We start from the raw sequence: 24,916 nt of genomic DNA on the forward strand, positions 1-24,916 counted from the left end.
AAAGATACAGATCAAAATATATTTAGAAAGAAGGTTCATCCGTGCGCGCAGCAATAATGATGCTTTTCACTCGAATGATGGAGTATTTAAATGGAGACAATATTGCAGAGACCTTAAGTCGTGGATTACAAGATTACATGGCCTCTGCCTATAAAGTAGCAGTAGAAATCCAACAAACGATTATTGCTCCAGTCGCATTTTCCATTTTGGCAATATTTATCTTATTTGAATTTCAAAAAATTTCTTTAAAAGTAGAAAATGCAGGTGGTGCACCTACTTTAGGATTTGAAATGATCATGAAAGCATTCGTAAAATTTATTATTTGCTATATCGTCATTTTAAGAATCCAAGTTATTCTTGATGCCATTGTTGCATTAGGATCAATGTTAGCTGGGCAAATAATGGCCTACAGCCAAAACGATCTTTTAGATTCTTATTACAATGTAGTCGATTCGGTCGTAAGTAGTCTTTCATGGTGGGAAGTAATGGTCGTATTGATGATTTTTGTTGTTCTATTTTTAGTTTCTTTAGTTGTAGGAGTTTTCATCAATGTCATCGTCTATCTAAGATTTTTTGAATTATATATCTTTAGTGCGATTGCTCCTATTTCAATGGCAGCTCTACCTAGTCAAGAATTTTCTTCTATGGCTAAGGGGTTCTTCAAAAATTTTGCCGCATCCTCATTACATGCTGTAATGATTGCATTAGTATTGACCATCTATCCCTTGATTTTTGTAAATTTCCTCGAATCCCATAGAAGAGGGATGTGGTCGCTTATTTTTGGTTTAACGATCTATATGATCGCTTTGTTGTTTGCGATAAATAAAACAAAAGGGTGGGCAAAAATGATTGTATCCGCCTCATAGAAAGGAGGAAGCTATGGCAATTGAAGTGAAAGTCCATAAAGATGTACGGGAATATAAAGAACGAATCGTTGCAGGAATGAGTGTGCGACAATTAGGTTTTTTATCTATCGCGGTGTTGACTAACATTGTGATCAGTATTGTGTTTGTTCGCTTTTTTGGTTATTCCATGGATGTGATCAGTTGGCTGATGATTCTTGTTTCAATGCCAATCGTCGCATTCGGTTGGCTAAAAAAAGAGGGACTTCCTTTTGAACGTTATTTAAAATATTTTTTTATTTACCATCTTGATCAAGGAGTAGTTGTGTATGAAGAATCTGATACGTCCCAACTTGATGAAGGTCAACTTCAGACAGAAAAAGAATAAAAAAAACAGGCAAGAGGAAAAGAAATCTTTTTTTCTTTTTGAAAAAATCTATGACAATGGCATTTGTCTAATTGACGAAAATGAATACTCGCTAACGATCAACATCGAAGATATCAGTTATCAACTTTGTTCAGAGGAACAACGCATGCAGATATTCATTAAATATTGTGAATTTCTAAATTCTTTAGACGCTTCCATTGATTATAAGGTTACGTTAGTAAAAAAGAAAAAAACAGTTGAAGAATTGGATCATGTCCTTTTTAAAGAAAAAAATGAGCGATATGATGATAAATACCGCCAGGAAATGAATGATTATTTAAAGACGAAAATCAATGAAAAAAAGAATGCTTTTGCGAAAAGGATTTTTTTAACATTCACACAGAAACATGAGAATCAAGCATTCGCGGAAAGAGAACTATTTTTGATTGCCGATCAAGTAGAATTATTCGCTAGAAAGATCGGTTCTACGATCCATATTTTGAATGGTGAGGAACGCAAAGAGTTGATTGGTCAAGTTATTAAAAATGAAAATAACGAATTACTTCCAAAGCGAATCGACTTTAAAGCGGATAAACAGTTGATCAAGATCGAAAACAAGTTGAATCAAACACTCTATTTGAGCGGATATCCTGCTGAACTTTCAGATGAATGTTTAACAGGTCTAATGGAGATCGATGAAGAAATCACGTTGACTGTCAGTTGTCGACCAATACCGATCGCAAATAGCTTCGATCTAGTAAAGACTAAAATGGCCTATATGGATCAGCAAAAAGTGGATGAGCAACGAAAAGCGTTGAATAGTGGTTATGATTACGAGATGCTTCCATACGATCTATCCTATTCACTTGACGAAGCAAAAGAGCTATTGGATTCGTTACAAAGCAAAAGTCAAAAACTATTTGAAGTAACCGTCTTGATCAATTTTTATGCAGAGGACCAAGGAAAGTTAAAAAAAATCGCAAGTAAAATCAAGTCAGTAGGTCGGAGATTTGGCTGTACGATCATTGAAATAGCTTATTTGCAGAAATTAGCCTTAAACACGGCTTTACCAATAGGGAAAAACCATATTCCATTAAATCGTTTATTAGCAACATCGGCAGTTTCCGCATTGATGCCATTTTCGGTTTCTGAAATGCTCCATGAGAATGGAAATTATTATGGAATCAATTCTGTGACAAAAAATCTGACGATTCTTGACCGCAAGAAACTAATGGCTCCAAATGGATTTGTCTTAGGAACACCAGGATCTGGTAAGAGTTTTTCTGTAAAACGAGAGATTGTCAATGTTTTGCTAAGAAACCCCAAAGATGAGGTGATCGTCATTGATCCAGAGTCAGAATACCTTCATATTTGCAATGAATTTGATGGTCAGATGGTCCGATTGGCGGGGAATTCAACCACCTGTATCAATCCCATGGATATCAATAGTAACTATGGCGATGACTCAAACCCGATTGCTCTAAAAACCCAATTTTTGATTTCACTATGCGAGTTGATCACAGGCGGTATCTTAGGGCTGTCTTCGCAACAAAAGACGATTATCGACCGAGTATGCCGTAACATTTACCACGAACCTAAACAAGTACCCACATTGAAAGAATTTTATATGGCGCTAAATGAACAGCCCGAAGAAGATGCAAAGCAATTGGCGATTGAATTGGAGCTTTATACAGAAGGTAGTCTAGCACTATTTTCGAAACAGACGAATGTTGATTTGAATAAACGTTTGATTATTTTTGATATCAAAGATCTAGGAAAACAGCTAAAACCGTTTGGAATGTTAGTTGTCTTAGATCAAATTTGGAATCGTATCACGCTAAATCGAGAATCAGGGATCCGTACATGGTTATATATCGATGAATTACAGCTACTGTTTACAAATGAATATTCCGAAAATTATTTCTTTGAATTGTGGAGTAGAGCAAGAAAATGGGGGGCTATACCAACAGGAATCACGCAAAATGTCGAGACATTATTACTATCTGATCTAGCCAGAAGAATGCTTTCTAATAGTGACTTTGTTGTTATGTTCAATCAAGCAAAATCGGACCGTTCAGAGTTGACTCGTTTATTCGATATATCGGAAGAACAGGAAAAGTATGTATTAAATGGGAGTGAAGGGACTGGATTGATGGTGTTTGGCGACACGATCATCCCATTTGAAGACAGACTTCCGAAAGAGACGAATCTCTATCAAATCATGACGACTAAACCTGGTGAAGAGGTAAAGACAAAGCAAGATTATGAATGAGACATATGAGGGGAATAAACAAGAAAACAACAAGCAGCAAGAGTTGTTATCGATTAAATTGAAACATGTCAGCACGAAAGAACAAGAAAAGAAAGCACTAAAAAAACGAATCCGTCTAAAAAAACATCAACAAAATTTAGCTAGAAAAAAAAGTAATAACTTACAGCTGAAAAATAGAAATATCATTGACTTCAAACAACACATGGTGAATAGCCAGGTAAGAAAAGCACCATTAGGTAAGGGCGCAACAAACAAATATTCAAAGAAAATTAGTCACTTTAAAAAGCGCCAGCTTATCACAAGAAAAAATCAGCTAAACAAAGTAAATCGAAACGAAAAACATAGTACAACTAGAGAAAAAGCATATTTCATAAAGAATAAACATAGATCTCCTAAAGAAATCGATCATGCGCTTCTTGGAATAAAAAAAAGGCAAATTTTCCCTAATAATAGTGGAACGAGTCGACGAAATAAGCTCTCTTCGGAAACAATCAATAAACAAAAACTAGAATCAAAAAAATTCTACCATAAGAAACAAGAAAAACTAGATAACAATGGCCTCAATCTAGCTGGAATAAAAAATACACTTACAGCAAATAAACAAACCAGAGCAAAGAAGCTTGAAGAAAAACTATTTGGTATCAAAGACAAACTTGAGCATAAACATCAGGTGTTGAGTAACTCTAAAAAAATCAAGCGATTAAAAAAGAAGACAAAGATTCCATCGAAAAAAAAGTTCAAACCTAATTTTAAAAAAAATCTAGCACAAACAGCAATCGATACAGTTGGCAGAAATAAAGATGGTGAATTAAATATACTTGGTGTTCTTTTAGTCTTGTTTATTATTCTAAAGTTGATTCTGATGTTGCTATCCGTCAAAGTAATGATGATTTTGGCGGTTGTCATCGTAGTGGTAGTTGTAATCGTCGCTATCTTTAATTTTATTGCCAGTATATTTACGATAAAAACAGAAGATATGGCTCTGGCAGAGGCATACGAGCACGTCACGTTTTTAGATGCTAGGAAGAATAAAGAAGTTCAACAAGTTTTTGAAGATTTTTCTGAAGATTCTGAAATTGAAGAGGTTTATTTCGTTGTAAATGGTGTAGCAAGACCAGATAATAATTTTTTGTATAGTTCTGATGCAGATACGTATCTTTACTATTTGAATGCAAAATATGAAAACTATGATATAGATCAACGAATTTCAGCAGACAGTAATCTTTTTGGTGCAACAAGAGTTCGTGGAGAATTAGAAGGCATCCATAGATATACCTTTAGTTACACGACAGAAATCGAAACAAGAGAAGTTCCAATCATTTATCCTGAAGAACCAGAAGAAGGCGATGGAACCGAGGAAGAGCCAGAAGAACCAGAAGAAGGCGATGGAACCGAGGAAGAGGCGGAAGAACCAGAAGAAGGCGATGGAACCGAGGAAGAGCCAGAAGAACCAGAAGAAGGTGATGGAACCGAGGAAGAGCCAGATGAATCAGAAGAAGATGATGGAACCGAGGAAGAGCCAGATGAATCAGAAGAAAATGGCGGAACCGAGGAAGAGCCAGATGAATCGGAAGAAGATGACGGAATCGAAGAAGTACCAGAAGGAGAAAGTGGGAACGAGGTAGAATCAGAGGAATCAGAAGTAGATGATGGAACACTGGAAGAAACAAACAATCCAGAAGAAGAAATCGAAGAATCAGAGAATGAAGAGGAAGTCTTAATAGATGAGCCGCAAACAAATAGAGACCCAAGTGAGGAACAGCCAGTTGATCCGCCGATTGAAGAAGATCGGCCAACTCATCGAACAATCAAAGTGGCATTGATCAATATTGAAATCAAGACAATCAGTCAGTTTATTGATGAAAACTCAGATACTCTCTCAGAAGAAGAACTAGATAAGTTTGGACCGATACAGGAATTAGATCGGTTTGAAAATAAAGTGTTTTTACAAAGTCCTTTTGGTATGAGTCAAGATGCAATCGTTGTTGAAAAATATGGCTATCGTGGATTAAATGAAAGAAATAAACACAATTATATTGAATTACTAGCTGAAGCTGGTACACCAGTTTATGGACTTGACAATTCTGGCTCAGGAAGAGTTCATGCAGTTGGGAATAATTCTGTCACTATCAATACTTCCTTAAATAAAAGAGTTGTTTTATCTCCATTAAAAAATATCAAAGTGAGAAATAGAGATTGGGTCGATGCCGATACACTGATAGGAGAAACGACTGGGAATTTGAGGGTTGAAGTCATTGAACGTCGAACCCTTCGGCCAAATCGCAATATTTATCCGTCTGCTTATATTTTTGATTTGATATTTCAATATCCGTCTGAGATAGATGGATTTACAAATAATTCGTCAAGATCAATTTCAGGAAGTCTTAAAAACCCAGGACAAATGATTTTACAATGGGAACATCTTGTTCGAGAAGCCTGTGAAAAATACGGTATTCCAGAATATGTCAATATGATCTTGGCAATCATCCGAGTAGAGTCTGGTGGTGATGCAGAAAGATTTCCAGATATTATGCAAGCCAGTGAATCGCAAGGTATGCCACCAAATACGATCGATGATCCAGTAACTTCTATTGATCGAGGAACTCATTATTTTGCTCAATTATTGAACAAAGCCAGAACATTGCATTTGGATGATCGTGCGGCTCTTCAAGCGTATAACTATGGAGAAGGCTTTTTAGATTGGTTAGCTAATACGAATAAACAATATAATCTACTTCATGCAGAGTTATATGCTAGAGAGAAAAGTAACAGACAGACTGTGCGTTACACACATCCAGTAGCGATTGCTCATGGATTTTCCTGGCGATATGCCTATGGAAATATGTTCTATGTACCTATTGTTACTAATTATCTCTGGCTTGAAAATTCAAGATTTCTTGAGACAGCGATCAACGAGATTGGTACTTTTCATGGAGAGAAATATTGGAGATGGTACGGTTTTGAAGGACGGGTTGAATGGTGTGCGATTTTTGTGAGCTGGGTAGCAGATCAAGTCGGTTACCTAAACCAAGAAAAAATAATAAAATCAGCAAATTGTTTAGAGATGATCAACTGGTTAACGGAAAAAGGAAACTATAGGAAAACTTCAGAGAGTTACCATCCGCAACCAGGTGATTTGATTTTCTTTGACTGGAATGGAGGTGGTACAGGGAAAGATCATGTAGGAATCGTGGAATTTACAGACGGAAATATCATACAAACCGTCGAGGGGAATACTTCCAATAAAGTAGCCAGAAGAACCTATTTCCTCAATGATCCAAGCATTTCGGGTTATGGTATTCTCCAATAAAAAAGAAAAGGGCGAACAATGAAACAATGAAACGATTAAAAAATATAGTTGAGTCAAAAGAAGGAAAAAGAATCGTGATAATAGCTAGTGTCATTTTCATCACAATGTTCAGTTTTATTTTCTACTCGATATTTTTTCACCGTGGGATAAATGGAAATTCAGAAACTACTGCGAGTAGTGAGCGTTTATCTTTAAGTGAACAAAGAGAAGAAGAACTGAATTTAGTAGAAAAAAACGAAGCTTTAGTTTATCGAGGAATTTGGTATTCTGATCGAGCGGATGGCATGGTTCTGGAATTAAAAAGTGACGGAACTTATCAAAGTACCAGTTGGCTCACAACAGGTCAGTATCGCTTAGTAGATACAAAACTTGTTCTAACGGACAAAGAGAAAGAGGAAGTCTCTTTTGAGCTGATGACAAGATTTGGCGAAACGATTTTCTTTTACGAAGATAATGACGGAAATACGACCTATTTCTATCCTAATGTTGACTTGAGAGAAAAAGCGAAAGAGATGGCTGATTCTGGAGGAGAAGAAACACATGAAATGATCAGTCAAAAATGGTCGGATGTGTTAATTCAAGGTAGCTGGTCCAATACAACGATGAATAGTCATGTGTTGATCGATTTCACAGAAGACACATACGTCCAAAGAAAAATGGAAGATGGAAAAGAAATAACTAAAATTTTTTCCTATCGAATCATTTCTGAAGATGTTTCTGAGACTTTATGTGTGTTGGAATTATCTGTCATCGACGAGCATTCAGCAGTCAATAAATTTGAGATCACATTAGAAGAAACTCCATTTGGCTATCGCATGTATTCTCTTCCAGGAATGTTTCTATGGGTAAATGATTATGAAAAACCTCAGCAAGCCGTGCGGTTAACTCAAACAGGAGTTTTTAGAGAAAATAATTCATCTTTAGATCATTTACTTGAAAATCGCTTAAATGGCTAATCGACTCTTAAAAAAATCTTCATTGAATGGAGGAGACCGATGTTTTATAAAAAATATGAAGAATATCTTAAAGAATATATAAACAAAGATATTTCAATAAAATCAGTAAAACCTCATGAAGAAAAAATATTCAATGATTTTCGTTCACAGACAGTATCAAACAACAATCCAGAGACATTAAGAGAAGAATTTCACTTTGTACTAGATTTGATTTCTTCGAGAAAAGAAGTGGCTAAAGATAAATCAGATGATTTAAAAAAATCATTTGAAACGATGCTCCAAGACATCGATCCATCGGCTTATGATGCATTGAGGTTTTCAATTTATAAATCGAGGATGATCGTTTTAAAAGAAAATAGACGTGAGCAAGAAACAAGGACAAATGATGCGCAACCTACTTTTACGTCAAACACACCTTTACAAGCATCCGATGAATTAGCAAGACCTAAGTTAGTGGGGGAACAGGAAAAAAGATTTGCAGAACAAACAATGCAAAATAAGAGAGGCAATGTGAAGCAGGAGGGTTTTTCAAATCAGCAAATCGAAGAGAATGTCACTATGCACGAAAATTATGTACAAACTACGAATCAATCGACAAAAGTAGAGTCGCATAAAAGTCTTAAAGTGAGTGATTTAAAAGCACAATTTGAAAAAGAACCTTCTTATAATAAAGAACCGTATTCAGCTGAAGTACCATCAGGAACAGTCAATCGATTGCGACAATACTATGAAGGTCTGAATCATTCACCATTAGAAAGAGAAACTCGAAAGTCGCCTAGATGGAGAGCCTCGCAATCAAATCATTCGGCGACCGTTCAAAATAGGAAAAATCAATCGATAGATCGACAGAGACAAAGAAATGAAGGGGCATCGTCCTACCAAAAAGCTCCTCCATTAAAAAGCACTAGCGAATTTGTACGTAGAGGAAATGAAAGCACAGTTTATACAAATGATTTATCAACCACAAATAAAGCAGAGTCCCATCAAGACGGCATGACGAAAGAAGAATTTCAAAGGCGACGAGACCAATTTGAAAATATGCCTGGACCAAGTAACGAACCACCAGTCACAGAAAGAACAAACCGAAGAGAACCGGATAATTACCAGACAGCTGCTTATCAAAATCCACCTAGGCAACAACGAAGTAGTGAGCTAGTCCAAGAAAGCAAAGCTAGTACGATAGATAATATTGGATTGAGAGCAGACAATGCAGGATTGAGTGAAACTGGTAGGGCGAACGAAGAATTTCAAAGACGACGAGACCAATTTGAAAATATGCCTGGACCAAGTAATGAACCACCAGTCACAGAAAGAACAAACCGAAGAGAACCGGATAGTTACCAGACAGCAGCTTATCAAAATCCACCTAGGCAACAACGAAGTAGTGAGCTAGTCCAAGAAAGCAAAGCTAGTACGATAGATAATATTGGATTAAGGGTAGACAATGCAGGATTGAGTCAAACTGGTAGGGCGGATGAAGAATTTCAAAAACGTCATGCTCGATTCGAAAACATGACTAGTACAAGTAATGAACCATCGCTTGCAAATAAAACAAAATTGAATCAAACCGGCTTGACGAATGAAGAATTCCAAAAGCGTCGCGCTCGATTTGAAAATCCTAGTGTAAAAAGTGATAACCGTCTTGCACCAGAATCAACGGGTCGAGTGAAGTCAGTGAGAGACCAGTTTGAAAAAACGAATGTGCATTCTAATGAACGACCAGTACCAGAATCAACGGGACGAGTGAAGGCAGCGAGAGACCAGTTTGAACATGTGAATGAGCTTCCCAATGAACGACCAGTACCAGAATCAACGGGACGAGTGAAGGCAGCGAGAGATCAGTTTGAAAAAGCGAATGAGCTTTCTAATGAACGACCAGTACCAGAATCAACGGGACGAGTGAAGGCAGCGAGGGACCGGTTTGAAAATGCAATTAACCCTCCAATCGAACGACCAGTGCCAGAATCAACGGGACGAGTGAAGGCAGCGAGGGACCGGTTTGAAAATGCAATTAACCCTCCAATCGAACGACCAGTGCCAGAATCAACGGGACGAGTGAAGGCAGCGAGAGACCAGTTTGAACATGTGAATAAGCTTCCCAATGAACGACCAGTACCAGAATCAACGGGACGAGTGAAGGCAGCGAGGGACCAGTTTGAAAATGCAAGTAACCCTCCAACCGAACGACCAGTGCCAGAATCAACGGGTCAAGTTGAAGCGATGCGAAGGCAGTACGAGTCCAGAATTGGGAGAGAAACTGAAGCTAGTATATCTAACGGAACATTACAGCAACAAAATAGCTTGGCTAATAAGACAATTCGTCAACGCCGAGCCCAAGTTGAAAATCCTGCTGTAACAAGTAGTGATGGGCAAAAATCGGAAGAAACTGTGACAGCCGATCAGCTAGCTCGTAGAAATGAAACAAGCAACCAATCTACTGCTCCCTATACTCCTCAAACAGATCAAACAGGTATCGTTGCTGGTAACACAAAAAAAATCAGTGAATTGTTAGCTGATAAACTCAAATTTAATCCAATAGAGAAAGCACCACCTGAAACAAATACTCAAACAGATAGTTCCAACGTGCCAGTAGAGGAATCTTCCTCAGACACTCAAAACAGCCAAATGAGAAATCGGATGAGTGAAGGTGGGGAACCGAAACCAACGAAACTGGATGAATCGAGTATAGCAACTCGAGGAATGGATAAAAAGCAGTCGCAAAATGCAAATGATCCTTTAGATAAACTTGGAATGGATGCGAGTAGTGATACTTTTGGTTTAAATGAGAATGTTTCAGAAAAAGCGGATAAAGGTACAGAAACCAATTTCATGGATGACGATGTAGAGTTGCCAGGTTCAGGACCGCTTACAGAAAAAAAGAAAATCCACACAAAAAAAAGCCGAGCTATTCAAATCGGAAGAATTTTGTTGAACTTACTGCCATTAGCATCTTGGCCGTTGATCAGTATGTGGGTAACTGGTATTTTAGGTATCGTTCCAGCTTACCTTGCTATGTATGGACTACCACTAACTCTATTTATTTACGGGACTATTTTGACTGCCGTTTATGGGCCAAAACTCATCAACTATATTCGTAAACTTCGTTCTAGAATACAAACCTATCGCCAGGCAGAACGAAATCGACAGAGAAACTTAGAAGATCGAGTGATTGATCCAAAAGAAAAATCGATTCAAAGAGAGCCCGACGTTCATAAGAAAGAATCGGCAAAAACAAAACAACAGAATCACTCATCAGAAAAAGTTAGTCCTGAAAATCCAGAAAAAGACAAATCTGTAAAGGGCTATTTTAAAAGAAATTGGAAATCTCTCGCCATCATCTTTGGTGTTGGGATAGTTGTAGCAGGGGTGGGTGTCGCACTGACACCAGTAGTAGCACCATATATATTTGCGATAGCCACCTCAACTCCTTTGTTTATGTACAAAGTAACTTCGATTATTGCAATGGCACTTGCTGTTTCCTTTGGTGTGACTGCCTTGAGTAAAGGACTGCATGCACTACAAAGGAAGTTTTATAAAAAAGAAGATCAATCATTAGAAACGACGACACAAAAAGAAACAATCGAAAAAAATTCTATAGAGGTAGACAAGAATTTTGATAAATCCTATGAAAAAGTAGATAAGGATGATCGTGCACCTACCCATGATAATTCTTCAATAAAAAGTGCTGGATTCAAAGAAGATGGAATAAAAATTGCTAGTACTGAAACGAAATCACTAGAAAAAAGTCCATATGCATGGGTCTATGGTCAAGAGACAGAAAATAAAACCCCAAATGAATCGAATCGTTCAAGTCGGTCGAATTCGTTCGATACTCATGAAACACTTCATGTGAAAGCGGATATTCATGAGCCACCATCACAATCATCTTGTGAAAACCGTACGAAAAATCAATTAGGTGAAGCCGCAAGACATCGGTCGGATAATACAAAATCTGAAAGTAATCCACAGATTGCTGAACAGAATAAAGGAATCAATCGTCAGCCGGCCGTCAAAGAAGCATTTGATTCAATCAAACAAAAAGCAATTTCAAAGAGTAATAATGTCAGTGGCAAGCCCCTACTGAAAGGTCAAATATCTTTTGAAAAATAAAAAATACGGAGAGAGATTCAATGAATAAAATCAAACTAATGAGCATATTTAGCGTCATCTTGTTGCTCTTGTATTTTCCAGTGAGTGTTTATGCTACTTTTAATGATTATATGCTCGATGAGATACATCAAGGAAAGAGCTTACGTGCATGGTTGTATGACGAAGGAGAAAACGCAATCTCTCAACAGATCAGTGCTACACCACAAGTAGATAGTTCTTTAGGGGTTAATGTGGGGGATAGTGTAAGTTTTTCGATTAATATTCCTACCTATGCCCTTGTAACAGATCAAGGTGGTTGGATTCCAGCACTTACGGGAGGTAAGAGTGGAAATACGCCTGTACCCAATTACTTTTATACTCAGATGCGTTATGGAAAGGCACCTAATCTGTCAGGTAATTTTAGCATAGGTGAGGTGACTGCGACAAATCTTCCTTCGGGAGTGACCATTAGTAGGGTAATTGGCCCGACCACGGGAAATCTTACAAGAGTTGATGTGACAGTTACTAGGACACAGATGAGTGCTACAAATGGTCATACTAACTCAATCAATCTTAACTTGAGTTCGCTTTATTTAGATACATGGGCAATTGATCCAACAACTGCTGATTTTTTTGGAAACAATCCGATTAATGTAGGGGGCATTACACTTACTGATCTTAATTTGGGCACATTGTCACTGCGGACAAAAAATTCAATCAGAGTGAGATATATCGATGAGGCAGGTAATGAACTCCGAGATCCGTTAATAGAACAAATGGAGATTGGACAAAACTATGCGTATACACCACCAGCCATTCCGGGATATACCTTTAGCAGATTATCATCTGGAAGCGCAAGTGCTTCTGGTCAGATGGCAGCTGGGACTGAAACAGTTGTTGAGTTTGTTTATACAAAGAATCCAACAGCAGGTGGAGCGATCACAGTAAATCATGAATTTATCGGCAATTCTACTCTGAATACAAGTGAGACATTCACAAATGTAGGAAACGTAGGCGATCGGTTTGAATTGACGCCTAGAACAGAAGCCGGTTGGCGAGTAAAAGATTTGCCACAAGTGACAGTAACAGAACAAGCGCAAACCGTAACGATCACTTATGAACGTGAAACAGGCGGAGCGATCACGGTGAATCATGAATTTATTGGTGACACCACTTTGAATACAAGTGAGACATTCACGAATGTAGGAAACGTAGGTGATCGGTTTGAATTGACACCTAGAACAGAAGCCGGATGGCGAGTAAAAGGTGAGTTGCCACAAGTGACGGTGACAGAACAAGCCCAAACGGTGACAATCCAATACGAGCGACAAACTGGAGGTGCAATCACCGTAAATCATGAATTCATAGGCGATTCTTCTCTGAATACGAGCGAAGTGATTACAGATGTTGGGAATGTGGGTGATCTGTTTGAATTGACGCCACGAACAGAAGCCGGATGGCGAGTAAAAGGTGAGTTGCCACAAGTGACGGTGACAGAACAAGCCCAAACGGTGACAATCCAATACGAGCGACAAACTGGAGGTGCAATCACCGTAAATCATGAATTCATAGGCGATTCTTCTCTGAATACGAGCGAAGTGATTACAGATGTTGGGAATGTGGGTGATCTGTTTGAATTGACGCCACGAACAGAGGCCGGATGGCGAGTAAAAGGTGAGTTGCCACAAGTGACGGTGACAGAACAAGCACAAACGGTGACAATCCAATACGAGCGACAAACTGGAGGTGCAATCACCGTAAATCATGAATTCATAGGCGATTCCTCACTGAATACGAGCGAAGTGATTACAGATGTTGGGAATGTAGGTGATCGGTTTGAATTGACGCCACGAACAGAAGCAGGGTGGCGAGTAAAAGGTGAGTTGCCACAAGTGACGGTGACAGAACAAGTCCAAACAGTGACGATCCAATACGAGCGACAAACCGGAGGTGCAATCACCGTAAATCATGAATTCATAGGCGATTCTTCTCTGAATACGAGCGAAGTGATTACAGATGTTGGGAATGTGGGTGATCGGTTTGAATTGACGCCACGAACAGAAGCAGGGTGGCAAGTAAAAGGTGAATTGCCACAAGTGACGGTGACGGAACAAGCACAAGCGGTGACGATCCAATACGAGCGTAAAGTCGGTGGTCAAGTAGCCGTTAATCATATTTTTGAGGAAGCACCTGAAAAAAATCGAATGGAAATTCTACTTGGAAAATGGGGAGAAGCTTTTAAGGCAGAGCCAATGGAAATAGATGGTTGGGAAGTCAAAGAAATCATCGGGCAACCTACTGGTGTGTTTACTGATGATGAGCAAGAAATAAAATTCATCTATGTCAAAAATGAAGAGACCTCAGAAAAAGAGGATGGTAAACCCAATGATAAAGAACCTGAAACAAAACCTGAAACAAAACCAGGGAAAGAGGTAAATAACAAGAAACCATCAATCGAAAAAAATGATGGGGTCAAAATCAGAAGAAAGCAAGAGAATCGTTCATTACCAAAGTTAAATGGTCAAGCAGACATTTATTTAACTATAGTAGGAACATCTATCGTCGCCTTTGTCCTATGGAAAAAGCTAAAAAAAGCAAACTAAATTTAAAAACCAATGATGACACTCTACTAGTTTAAAGGAGGAATTCGATGATCACAAATGAACAGCCAGATCCAGAGGTAAAGATGCTACAAAAAACATCCCTGAAATCACCCAAAATTGGTTTTATGGGACTGAAGTATTTAGGAAGATTTGTCGTCAAAGTAACGAAGATGATCAAAAATAGAATCACAAAAAAGAAAGAAAAAGAGCAATCACCAATAGAAGCATCTGCGAATACGACGAAGTCAGCAAAAAAACAACCTGTCAAAATGGAAGCTTCAAAAGAAAAAGCTCCTGTTGTAAAAAATATTGCAACAAAAACCAATCGGAACCTTTTTCAGTTTTTATACAAATTAGGAGCGAACTTCATGAAGTTTGATCTTTTGAAAAGTATAAAAACATTGGGTATCAGCGCAACATCTCAACAACGAAGAATTAAATCTGCCGAAGCTAAAACGGTGAAGGCGGCCAAACAACAATCTGTTTCTAAAATCAAAAAATTAAGTTTTGCTTCAGTAAAAAAAGAGGCAATCAGTAAAAGTAATAAAATCAATCAGTTGTCTAAAAATAATCAATTAACAAGAAGACCGTCGTTGCAGCGATCATAAAGAATTTTTAAGTATCATTTTGGGACATCACGATTGGAGGAGAAATAATGGAACATGATCGTATGCGTGATGAACAACGAAGAGTAGGCCGCGAAGCCAAGCGAATCCAAACAATGAAGAGGATAGAAGAAAACAAGAGAGAACAAGAACGTGTCTATTTAGAGAGTGTCCGATCATCAGAGGGGTTCAAACGTTCGTTACAAAAGAAGAATAAAAAATAGGAAATAAGTCATTTTGTTCATGGATAATATCACGAAGATAGTTAAAGGATTTCTTTAAGAAAGTGGGAATGACAATGGATGAACAACTCGTAAAATTAAATCAAAGAATTGAACGTATAAAAGATATAAATGATCCTGAGTACGATCGCTTAGTAGCAGAGAGAAATAACGTGCGACAGCTGATCGCTGCACGAGATCAAATACAGCCGATTGCTTCATCAAGTGCATCGAGAGATACTGAAGTAAAAAATGATCCTGAGAAGATTGAGAAATTAACAGAAAAAATTTCAGAGATACAAGCGAAAATAGATCGCCTCAAAGATATGAGTGATTTCCGCTATGATGAATATGAAGCAGAAAAAGCAAAGTTAATCAGAGAAAGAGAAGCAGAAAGAATTAAAATTGGTAAAAGTAGTAAATTGAAAAAAAGTACAGATTTGTCTAGCCAAATGAAAGAGATGTCGCCAACCGTTCGAGCAGATTTAAAAAAAGCAAAAAAAATGATCCATCGTGATCTTGACGAGCAATTTGAAAAATTATCTGTTTTTTTTGATCAGTATGGTTCATCAAAGGATGAAAAAAACATCAAGGAATTAGGTAATAAAATCGAAATGCATAAAAAAAGATATGACTTTAAGATGGATTCTAGTTTTAATGACGCGAGTTTCTATGGCAAGTTCAAGCAACATGAAAAACAAAGTGAATTAGCGCTTAATAACTTTATCGAAAACTGGAAAGAAGATCAAGCTTACTATCGAAATACTCATTCCGTTTTTGAAAAAATTCATGAGTTAAAAGAAAACATCGTAAAAAATCATAACTTAGAAAAGTACAGTATGAAACTCAATACGAAACAAAATGAATTAGCCGAATTAAAAAGTAAAAAACAACGAATCAATTTTTTTAGTAAGTATATTTTTAACCGGCAAAAATATCGCCAATTAAAAAATCAGATCAATGAATTGAAAAATGATTTAGATATTGTACAGAAAGCTCGATCGTTAGCTATGAAAGGAGATCATGCAAAAGCAGAGGCTTTATTCAATGTGAGTGATCGCACGGGGACTTCACATGAAGTGAAGCAACGAAGACTGACTCAAAAAACTTTACCTCCTTCCTTAGCCACAAGTATTCCTAGTCCTAGTAAGCTACAAAACAAAATGGAGGCAAGCATAAGCAAATCAGCAGAAATCATGCAACGCAAGAGTTCAGAGAAATTACGTAGTTCTTCCCCTAAAGAGCAACGTGTATAAAAAAGTATCTCTAATTGATAAAAATTTTATCAATTAGGGATACCAATGATTAATTGTCTGACGAATCGTCACGTTGTTTAATTATAAGAACTCTAACAAAGAAAAAATATTCGCTTATTGCAATAGCTAAAAGTTAAGGAGTACTAATGAAAAGCAAAATTAATAGTAATAAAACAATCATCTTAATGACCGTAATTGTTGTTCTTTTGACCCATCTGCCTTTTCATTTTGCCTATGGATCAGAAACTAGTGAATCCGCTCCTGAAAACCAAAACGATCTAGGTTTAGGAATAGAGAGAAATGCAACAATCACATTTGAAGCAAGTCCTTCAGAAGGTGGTAGACCTATTTCTATGCCTCATATAACTCCGCCAGGGGGAAGTTTATTATACACTATCAGTGCAAATCCGAACCAAGGGTTTCGTTTTGTTCGATGGGAGCTAATCAATGGAGGGAGTGCTTCGATAAGCAATCTAAATGCAGAAACAACAAGTCTTAATATTGCTACAGGAGGCCCTATAGGACCACCAGTGCATGAGACGGTAACGATACGAGCAATATATGAGAGAGTTTACAACTTAAATTTCCAATCTTCTCCAAATGCTGGAGGAAATCCAAGAGCGGATCAAACAATACTTTCGCAAGGTGAAACGACCACGATCCATGCCAATGTTTCGAATGGATATCGCTTTGTTCAGTGGGAACCTGTTTCTGGAAACACGACTATCGCTAACCAAACGAGTCCAAGTACGTCTATTACGATGGGGGCAGGAGATACGACGATTCGAGCAGTTTACGAACAAATCACCCATAGTTTGAGCGTGCAAGCCAACCCGGCGATTGGTGGCAATCCCACGGCTTCAGCCTCATCTGGTGTACAAGGAGCAACTATCAATTTGAACGCGAATCCAGCGGTCGGATATCGGTTTATCAATTGGCAGTTTCAAACACAAAATGGCGCAATAATCACGAACAGTAATCTTGCCAATACCAGTTTACGGATGGGGACGGGTCCTGTGATCATCCAAGCTAACTATGAACGCTTGCAACAAGGTAGTGTCGTTGTACGTTATTTGGATGAAGCAGGGAATGAGTTAGCACAAAGTGATATTTTATCAGGATTTAGCGGTGAATCATATCGCACAGAAGCAAAAGAAATCGAAGGTTGGGAGTTGGTTGCTACCCCAGAAAATGCAACAGGTGTTTTCACAAATGTTGAGCAGACAGTCACTTATATCTATCGGAAGAATCAGGAGTTATGGGGAAGCGTTCCATGGGAATACGACGAGGCAACGAAAACCATCCACTTGTATGGAGGGATAGCTGGATCGGTCCCAGAAGCACCTTGGAAAGTCCATTCAGAAGTTGAAATTATCGCTGTCACCAACGAGGTACTTTTACCGGAAAATAGCGCATTTCTTTTTAGCGAGGCAAGGCAGTTGGCAAGTATTGAAGGTGCAGGAAACTTTAATACATCTAGGGTAACGAATATGGATGAGATGTTTGCACATACTTCGGCTCTAAAAGAGTTAGATATCAGTCAGTGGGATGTCTCAAATGTTACCAGTATGAATTTTACATTTGCTTGGATGAGCAATTTAATAAAGTTAGATGTTAGTCAATGGGATGTGTCTAATGTGACGAATATGAGCCACGCATTTGCTTGGACATACAACTTGGAGGATATCGATGTCAGTCAATGGAATGTTGAGAATGTGACCAGTATGACGAATTTATTTATGTCTTCCTCTTCACTAACTGAATTAGATTTGAGTAATTGGGACACAAGAAATAAAGATATTAGGGGTATGTTCTATCTTGCATCAAGACTTTCATCCCTTAAATTAGGAGAAGAATCAGTTATCGGAAATACCAGCTTACGAAATATCGTTCCTACAGCGGAGTATACAGGCCGATGGGTCCTTGAAGAAAGTTTGGATAGTTCCGTTCGAACAATCACGTTTGAGAATTCAAATGAATTTATGGAAAATTATGACGGAAATCATCCAGGAACTTATGTGTGGGAGCGTTTTCGTCCGGAAGAATTGGTGGCAGTATTAGACCCAATTAGTGATCAATCAACTGCAATCACTGGCTGGATGACAGAAGTAACAGATATGCGAACAATCACCTATCAAAATACAGCGGGACAAACAATGACTGTGACTAACGAATCGCCAAGGATCAAGTGGGGAGAATACCAAGATCCCGATCAACAGATTCGTCAGTTTGAGATACCCTTGGAAGAAAATGAGCGGTTAGCAACAGATACACAGGTAACACTCAGTCTATCTAAACCTTCCGTAGAAACGACAGGTGATTTGACTATTGATGAAAAGGTAATCAAAGGAATCGACTATACTGCAAATAACTTCACATTAGATCGTTCTAAATTAGAAGGGCTAACCAGTGAAGCAGAACTGCATGAATTGATTCTGAAAGAAAGTCAAGCATCAGCACACGATGTTTTATCACAGGCCGATCAAAGTCAGGAAATTAAAATAGTGGCTACAGATTTAACAAATGGCGAAGTAGAAGATGGGACATATTTTGCCACCTTGGAAGTAGGAAACAAAGCCTATCAGTTTTCACTAGGCATTGATGTAAGTTCAAAGATCCATCATCTAAAAGTTTCGATTCCAACTAAAATGATGTTTGAATCACTCTATCAAGGAGAAGAAACCAATCGGGAATTTACTAGTCCAGATTACGAGATACGTAATCATTCGGAACTTTCGGTCGATACGTATGTCAATCAATTTATTGTTGAGGAGGATGCAGGGATCACCTTGCTAAAGGAAAATGAAAATCCTTTAGATCACGATTATCTGCAAGATGGACAAATGAAAAAACTTTCTGATATCAAGCAACCACTGATGGAATTACAAGTGAGCTCTAATGGAACGAACATTCCTTTGTATGAACGAACAAGTGAGCAGCGCTTAGCTCAAGTCGCGCCAAATACAAGCGTACCTTTCTATTTAACTGGTCGATATTATGGCCCATACCCTAAATGGATCTCGGACAATGAATATGAACAAGGTGGCTATTATGAAGACTCCTTAGTTCCAATTTATCGTCTCATTTTACGATTTGTCCCAAGAAAAATATCTGAGATCAATCCTGTAAGTGAATAAAAATGATTAGGAGAGCTTTAATCAATGAAAGAACCAAAACGTGCCAATCGGCAGAAAAAACAACGAAAGAAAGTTGTTACCTTGTTACTTATTTCTTTGACTATTCTTGTTATTGGTAGTTGGTATTGGTTCAGTCAAAAAGATCCTGTCCCTGTTATCAGTGCAGAATTACTACCTGAAATCAGTGATGCGAGTGATCAACGGATCTCTAAGCGTGCACAAGAAGTAGCAGATGCTAATTATTTCACTTTGCAGATCAACCCAGAAGCAGTTTTTGAAAATGGCAGGAGTCGTGGATCGATCGAAATCGTCAATCCTGGCACGAATGTTTATCCGATTGCGGTCGATATCATGCTCGCTGACACGAAAGAAGTGATTTATTCTTCTGGCGCTATCTATCCCAATCAATTGGTTGAATCTGTCTATTTGAAGAGGCCATTAGAAAAAGGCGAATATCCAGCGACAGCGACAGTCAATATCTATGATCCAGAAACCAAAGAAAAGCAAGGAATAACTGAAGCAGAAATAACTATATTAATCAATAACTAATCCAATTTAAGTGAGGCTACCAAAATGAAGAGAGCAACAAAATTAGTATTAAGTATTCTAACAGTTACGGGAGTGTGTATGAGTGGAGCTACCGCTTTTGCTAATCCACTCCAAACAATCGATGGTCGAGAGGGTACAACCTCGGGAGATATCACTATAAAGGGGATTATTGGTGAATTTGATAATACAAAGCCAGGTCCGAACCCAGAAAATTTAGATCGATGGATCAATGTGACAATACCAACAACAGCCATTTTCCATACAACAGAAGAATCTGAGCATAAAAAGATTACTTCTCCTTCTTACCAAGTGACAAATCATTCTGCGCTAAGTGTGCGGGCAACAGTCTCGAATGTCACAGAAATCAAAGAGATGAGTGAAGTGGATCGACTGACGATCAACACGATCGAATTATTTAACAAAGGAGTTTCGACAGTGACAGCTACGCCTTTATTTACCCTGTCAGGTAATCAGGGGAGTAATACAGTAGGAAACTTCCAGTTTATTGGAGATGCGACACCAAAAAACGCATCTGTAGAAAGTAATCCGAGTTTTAACCTCGTATTAAATTTTGCGGTAGAGGCATAAAGTGAATGGAAAATCTACTATCAGATAGTAAGATGGGGAAGACTAGAAATAAAAAATGGCAAGTTTTATGTATACTAAACATGCTTCTTATTATCAGCTTATCATTTTCGACCATAGTCAAGGCGGAAGCAGTGCAATCCGATCATACGATTAGCGTATCTGGTACGATTGGGACGACCTTTGAAGAGCAAAACGAAGCAAACGAACATAAGACTTTAGTCGCCGATCTTTCTGGGGTAAGTCAAAAAAAACTACCTGAAACAGGAACAATAGGTGATCAACGAATCGTTTTCTTAGGCTATCTAATCATTTGTATTTGCGGAGGAGTTATCTTGTTTTGTAAAAAACAAAAGTATCATATTAAATGAATGAAATGATAAAGATAGCAGAAAAGTAATCGTTGAAAAATGACCGAATAAGAGCAAACAAAAAAGCCATCCTTTCCGGATGGCTTTTTCTATTGATCAATCACTACTACTTCTGGATGAAGCTCGAGAAGAACGGGATGTTCGCGTTCCACTATCACCAGCAGCATTCGCATCTTCAGAACTTGGCGGCGTAGCAGAGGATTCAGGTGGTGGTGTTTCCTCGCTAGAAGATGCTGGTGGTTCTGTTGATGGTTCGCTGCTAGGTTCTGTTGGTTCACTGCTTGGTGGTGTCGATTCTTCAGTGCTAGGTTGAGTCGTTGAGCTTGTTGATGTCTCAGGAACGGTTTCACTAGTTGAAGACTCAGGAACCGGGCTTACTGGAACGACTTCAGATGAAGAAGGAATCGTTGCAGATGGCACAGTAGCGTTTGTATTACCAGATGATGACGATTGATTTCTAAAGAATAGTTCGCCACCAGAACGGTACAAGCCACTTGGCATCGTCCAATCCGTATTTGTTACATTTGCCGAGACAAACTGCATCAACTCACGATAGACATCGGAAGCGACATCTGTTGCATTGGAAGTGATCGGTGTCATTTTGTCGTTATAGCCTGTCCAAACGGAGATCGCATAGTTCGGTGTATAACCTGCAAATAAAATATCAGGATAAACACCAGTTGTCGTCCCTAATTTTGCATATTCCTCGTCTGTATAATTAGATGTACCTGTTTTACCTGCTTGGATCAATCCTGGAATTGCGGCATTCGTACCGGTTCCGCGAGTGATCGTGTCCTTCAAGATGTCGGTAACCATATACGCTGTTTCTTCGGACATGGCTCTTGTTCCTTCTGGTTCGAAGGTTTCTTCTGTGCCATCTTGGAAGACGATCCGATTGACGTATTGTGGTTTATAATAAGTACCACCGTTTGCCAAAGCAGCGTAGGCCGCAGCCATTTTTTCAGAAGAAGCACCGTATTTGGTCCCATCTTGTTGTTCTGTATTACTTGAAATCGCATTTGATTGGTGGATCGTGCTGTATTCGATCCCTAAATTACTCAAGAATTCAGCAACTTTATCTGCGCCTACTTCATTGAAAAGTTTGACAGCAGGAACGTTTCTTGAGAGGTATAGTGCTTGACGTAAAGTGATCATGCCCATGTAACGATTGTCCCAGTTGGACACAGGAATCGTGGTTCCTTCATAATTGTAAGGTGCATCGGCGATCAATTTACCTGTTGAATAGTTCAATTCTTCAAATGCTGGTGCATAGTCAGTGATTGGCTTCATCGTAGACCCAAAGTCACGAGAAGTATTGACAGCTAAGTTGTTTCCTAAAGCGACATCATCAGGGATGTTTCTTCCACCGATCTGTGCTTTGACTTGTCCGGTATTGACATCGATCAACGTAGTCGCAACTTGCATTTGATCGTCAGGGAAAGTCACGTATTGATCAGTATTCACAACATCGTATAAGTGTTTTTGTGCATTTAAGTCTAGGTTTGTGTAAATATCTAAACCGTCAGTATAAACATTCTTATCTGTTTTCGCATGGACTTCATTGATGACCTCTTTGACGTAATTGTCAACGATTCGTGCATTGGAGTCTTCTTGTGTTAATTCTTGTAACCCGTCTGTGATCGGTGTATTGATTGCTGTGTCATATTCTGTTTGAGAGATTTTTTCGTTTTGGAGCATCGTATACAATACTGTGTCACGGCGTTTTTTGGCTTGCTCTGGAAACTGATAAGGATCATAGGCAGAAGGAGCTTGAGGCATTCCTGCTAAAAGAGCGGTTTGCGGTAGATCCAATTCTCCTAAGCTTTTTCCGAAATAGGATTGAGCGGCTGTTTCCATCCCGTAAAGACCGTTAGACATATAGACTTTATTGACGTAATAAGTCAGTATTTCTTGTTTTGATTTCGTTTGTTCCAGTCTGACAGCCATCCAAGCTTCTTGGGCTTTACGTCTGATCGTTTGGTCTTCGGTACTGGTAGAGAAGAATGAGAGCTTGATCAGCTGCTGTGTCAATGTACTACCACCTTGTAGCCCGCCAGAAGTAAAGTTTGATAATGCGGCACCGATGATCCGAACAGGGTCAACACCGATATGTTTATAAAATCGTCGGTCTTCGACTGAAACGATGGCATCTTCAAGTGTTTTTGGTAGTTCATTGGCAGAAATCTTTTCTCGTTTTTCTGCCCCTAGATCTTCAAAGAGTTCACCATCTTTAGTAAACAGTTTTGATGAAACCGTGGCATCCAGTTTTTCATCGGTCAACTCAGGGGCATCTTTGGCATAAAACCAAAAAAGTCCGACGCCTGCAAGAAAAGCGACACATATTAAGGAAAGACCTATCAAAAGGATACGTGTGATCAATCCTTTACGATCTTTTCCAGTGCCTTTTTTTGTCGGTTGTTTTCCTCTTTTCTTTGCATTTTTTGCAGAAGAAGAGGAGGTACTTCGTTTAGAAGATCTCGTTTGATTAGTTGGCATTCGTTGGTTCTCCTTCATTAGATTCTAAGTACTGATCGATTGCTTGCAAATAAGGTACGCGAGGGGCGTAACCAGTTGGAATCTCGATACCTAGTTTTTCGATCAATGAAAGCGGCAAGGATTTCCTTCCTTGTGCCTGTTGTTCATGCCAATAGTGTACTAAATGAGTACTATCTAAGTAGAAACAACGATGCAAGGTAGAAAACCATAATAGAACAAAACAGATTCCTCCTTGTTTTTGGCAAGCTTCCATATGTGAGATTTGATGGGGATGAAAATTTTTAAATGGAAACGAAGTCTTGTTTTTCGTCTCTTTTGCTTCAAAATCCAAATAGAAACCTCGATAGACACCATTATAATCAGTTGTTGAGGCTTGAGCGAAATAAGCTTCTTTGATCACAGCGGCACTTCGTCGAGGGTAATCAACTTTTACGATTTGAACCGGTGTTGGCTTCTTATGGATGACTGCCATTTGATGCGCCAGATAATACTCGTTGCTTTCATTGATGGCTTCTTCAAATCGCATCCCACGATTGCCAAACTCCGTGTTTGGGTTCCTTTTTGCTTGTTTTTTTTCTTTGGACGAGGCATCCTTGATATAAGGACGGCCATTTGGATAGCGTAACACCATGATCGAATCACTCTCCTAGGCCACATTATAGCAAAAAAGCACAGAGAAAGAAAAGGAAACTGGAATGGATAGTATAAAAGTGATGTATATCTCTGGTTATCGAAGTTTTGAATTAGGAATATTCAAAGATAATGACCCTAAAATGACAGTTATTAAAAAAGTTTTAAAAAATGAATTGACTCAATTAGTGGAGGAAGGATTGGAATGGGTGATCATTAGCGGGAATCTTGGCGTTGAATTATGGACAGGTGAAGTCGTTGCCGAAATGAAGATGGATTACCCTGATTTGAAGCTGGGGATCATCTACCCGTTTGCAGAGTTTGGAAGTGGTTGGAATGAGAATAATCAGGAAAAGAAAAGGTTGGTAGAACAGCTTTCTGACTATCGTGAAGCGGTCAGTCATCAACCGTATCAATCGCCTAGTCAATTGAGAAATCATACGCAATTTCTTTTGCAGCATACGGATGGAACGTTGTTGATCTATGACCCCGAATATCCTGGGAAAACGGACTATTTTTTGAAGGATGCACTAAAATATCAAGAAGGTCATCCTTATGAGATTCGAACAGTCAGTATGGACGATTTGCAAAATTTTAGTGAATAAAATAATATAGTGTTTGATTTAT

General features: G+C 38.6%; 17 protein-coding genes. 15 read left to right on the top strand and 2 right to left on the bottom strand.

The window, feature by feature from the left end:
- Positions 1-41 precede the first annotated feature (41 nt).
- The 14 genes from IGL24_RS06810 (at position 42) to IGL24_RS06875 (ending at position 21,163) form a co-directional block, all read left to right on the top strand.
- Positions 42-866, top strand: a complete 825-nt coding sequence (locus IGL24_RS06810; protein ID WP_206859303.1) for a type IV secretion system protein — start codon at positions 42-44, stop codon at positions 864-866.
- Between the two features lie 13 nt (positions 867-879).
- Positions 880-1,230, top strand: a complete 351-nt coding sequence (locus IGL24_RS06815) for a PrgI family protein (RefSeq protein ID WP_207700440.1) — start codon at positions 880-882, stop codon at positions 1,228-1,230.
- Positions 1,172-3,481, top strand: a complete 2,310-nt coding sequence (locus tag IGL24_RS06820; RefSeq protein ID WP_207700441.1) for a VirB4-like conjugal transfer ATPase, CD1110 family — start codon at positions 1,172-1,174, stop codon at positions 3,479-3,481. The genes IGL24_RS06815 and IGL24_RS06820 overlap by 59 nt, the downstream gene beginning before the upstream one ends.
- Entirely contained in the window at positions 3,474-6,791 is a 3,318-nt protein-coding gene (locus IGL24_RS06825) for a lysozyme family protein (RefSeq protein WP_429966302.1), read from the top strand. The genes IGL24_RS06820 and IGL24_RS06825 overlap by 8 nt, the downstream gene beginning before the upstream one ends.
- Before the next feature lie 26 nt (positions 6,792-6,817).
- Positions 6,818-7,747 (top strand): hypothetical protein, encoded by a 930-nt coding sequence (locus IGL24_RS06830; RefSeq protein WP_207116094.1) that lies wholly within the window; start codon positions 6,818-6,820, stop codon positions 7,745-7,747.
- Between the two features lie 39 nt (positions 7,748-7,786).
- On the top strand, positions 7,787-11,857 hold the full coding sequence (locus IGL24_RS06835; protein ID WP_429966303.1) for a hypothetical protein: 4,071 nt from the start codon (positions 7,787-7,789) through the stop codon (positions 11,855-11,857).
- A gap of 20 nt (positions 11,858-11,877) precedes the next feature.
- Positions 11,878-14,439, top strand: a complete 2,562-nt coding sequence (locus IGL24_RS06840) for a MucBP domain-containing protein (RefSeq protein WP_429968417.1) — start codon at positions 11,878-11,880, stop codon at positions 14,437-14,439.
- A 47-nt stretch (positions 14,440-14,486) separates the two neighbouring features.
- Positions 14,487-15,047, top strand: a complete 561-nt coding sequence (locus IGL24_RS06845) for a hypothetical protein (protein WP_206857401.1) — start codon at positions 14,487-14,489, stop codon at positions 15,045-15,047.
- Between the two features lie 47 nt (positions 15,048-15,094).
- The gene (locus IGL24_RS06850; RefSeq protein WP_206857400.1) at positions 15,095-15,268 is read left to right on the top strand and encodes a hypothetical protein; all 174 of its coding nucleotides are present in this window, start codon (positions 15,095-15,097) and stop codon (positions 15,266-15,268) included.
- Between the two features lie 74 nt (positions 15,269-15,342).
- Positions 15,343-16,521, top strand: coding sequence for a hypothetical protein (locus tag IGL24_RS06855; protein ID WP_207700239.1), 1,179 nt, complete (start codon positions 15,343-15,345; stop codon positions 16,519-16,521).
- A gap of 146 nt (positions 16,522-16,667) precedes the next feature.
- Complete coding sequence (locus IGL24_RS06860; RefSeq protein WP_207700240.1) at positions 16,668-19,658, top strand: BspA family leucine-rich repeat surface protein; 2,991 nt, start codon at positions 16,668-16,670, stop codon at positions 19,656-19,658.
- A gap of 24 nt (positions 19,659-19,682) precedes the next feature.
- Positions 19,683-20,207, top strand: a complete 525-nt coding sequence (locus IGL24_RS06865) for a hypothetical protein (RefSeq protein WP_206857397.1) — start codon at positions 19,683-19,685, stop codon at positions 20,205-20,207.
- A gap of 24 nt (positions 20,208-20,231) precedes the next feature.
- A complete protein-coding gene (locus tag IGL24_RS06870) occupies positions 20,232-20,795 on the top strand; it encodes a hypothetical protein (protein ID WP_206857396.1) in 564 nt (187 codons plus the stop codon).
- A 5-nt stretch (positions 20,796-20,800) separates the two neighbouring features.
- On the top strand, positions 20,801-21,163 hold the full coding sequence (locus IGL24_RS06875) for a hypothetical protein (protein ID WP_206857395.1): 363 nt from the start codon (positions 20,801-20,803) through the stop codon (positions 21,161-21,163).
- A gap of 96 nt (positions 21,164-21,259) precedes the next feature.
- Here IGL24_RS06875 and IGL24_RS06880 read toward each other — a convergent pair whose 3' ends face one another.
- Positions 21,260-23,659 (bottom strand): PBP1A family penicillin-binding protein, encoded by a 2,400-nt coding sequence (locus IGL24_RS06880; protein ID WP_207116082.1) that lies wholly within the window; start codon positions 23,657-23,659, stop codon positions 21,260-21,262.
- Complete coding sequence (gene recU, locus IGL24_RS06885; RefSeq protein ID WP_207116083.1) at positions 23,649-24,290, bottom strand: Holliday junction resolvase RecU; 642 nt, start codon at positions 24,288-24,290, stop codon at positions 23,649-23,651. The genes IGL24_RS06880 and recU overlap by 11 nt, the downstream gene beginning before the upstream one ends.
- Before the next feature lie 64 nt (positions 24,291-24,354).
- Here recU and IGL24_RS06890 point away from each other — a divergent pair, with 64 nt between their 5' ends.
- Positions 24,355-24,894, top strand: a complete 540-nt coding sequence (locus tag IGL24_RS06890; protein WP_206857387.1) for a DUF1273 domain-containing protein — start codon at positions 24,355-24,357, stop codon at positions 24,892-24,894.
- Positions 24,895-24,916: the final 22 nt, after the last annotated feature.

Source organism: Enterococcus sp. DIV2371, from assembly GCF_050498525.1.
Classification (GTDB): Bacteria; Bacillota; Bacilli; order Lactobacillales; family Enterococcaceae; genus Enterococcus_B; species Enterococcus_B mangumiae.

Excerpts from the sequence above, each read along its gene's own strand:
- IGL24_RS06860 (WP_207700240.1), top strand. The coding sequence starts at position 16,668 with ATGAAAAGCAAAATTAATAGTAATAAAACAATCATCTTAATGACCGTA.
- IGL24_RS06815 (WP_207700440.1), top strand. The coding sequence starts at position 880 with ATGGCAATTGAAGTGAAAGTCCATAAAGATGTACGGGAATATAAAGAA.
- IGL24_RS06840 (WP_429968417.1), top strand. The coding sequence starts at position 11,878 with ATGAATAAAATCAAACTAATGAGCATATTTAGCGTCATCTTGTTGCTC.
- recU (WP_207116083.1), bottom strand. The coding sequence starts at position 24,290 with ATGGTGTTACGCTATCCAAATGGCCGTCCTTATATCAAGGATGCCTCG.
- IGL24_RS06855 (WP_207700239.1), top strand. The coding sequence starts at position 15,343 with ATGGATGAACAACTCGTAAAATTAAATCAAAGAATTGAACGTATAAAA.
- IGL24_RS06820 (WP_207700441.1), top strand. The coding sequence starts at position 1,172 with ATGAAGAATCTGATACGTCCCAACTTGATGAAGGTCAACTTCAGACAG.
- IGL24_RS06865 (WP_206857397.1), top strand. The coding sequence starts at position 19,683 with ATGAAAGAACCAAAACGTGCCAATCGGCAGAAAAAACAACGAAAGAAA.
- IGL24_RS06845 (WP_206857401.1), top strand. The coding sequence starts at position 14,487 with ATGATCACAAATGAACAGCCAGATCCAGAGGTAAAGATGCTACAAAAA.
- IGL24_RS06835 (WP_429966303.1), top strand. The coding sequence starts at position 7,787 with ATGTTTTATAAAAAATATGAAGAATATCTTAAAGAATATATAAACAAA.
- IGL24_RS06830 (WP_207116094.1), top strand. The coding sequence starts at position 6,818 with ATGAAACGATTAAAAAATATAGTTGAGTCAAAAGAAGGAAAAAGAATC.
- IGL24_RS06890 (WP_206857387.1), top strand. The coding sequence starts at position 24,355 with ATGGATAGTATAAAAGTGATGTATATCTCTGGTTATCGAAGTTTTGAA.
- IGL24_RS06825 (WP_429966302.1), top strand. The coding sequence starts at position 3,474 with ATGAATGAGACATATGAGGGGAATAAACAAGAAAACAACAAGCAGCAA.
- IGL24_RS06875 (WP_206857395.1), top strand. The coding sequence starts at position 20,801 with ATGGAAAATCTACTATCAGATAGTAAGATGGGGAAGACTAGAAATAAA.
- IGL24_RS06850 (WP_206857400.1), top strand. The coding sequence starts at position 15,095 with ATGGAACATGATCGTATGCGTGATGAACAACGAAGAGTAGGCCGCGAA.
- IGL24_RS06870 (WP_206857396.1), top strand. The coding sequence starts at position 20,232 with ATGAAGAGAGCAACAAAATTAGTATTAAGTATTCTAACAGTTACGGGA.
- IGL24_RS06880 (WP_207116082.1), bottom strand. The coding sequence starts at position 23,659 with ATGCCAACTAATCAAACGAGATCTTCTAAACGAAGTACCTCCTCTTCT.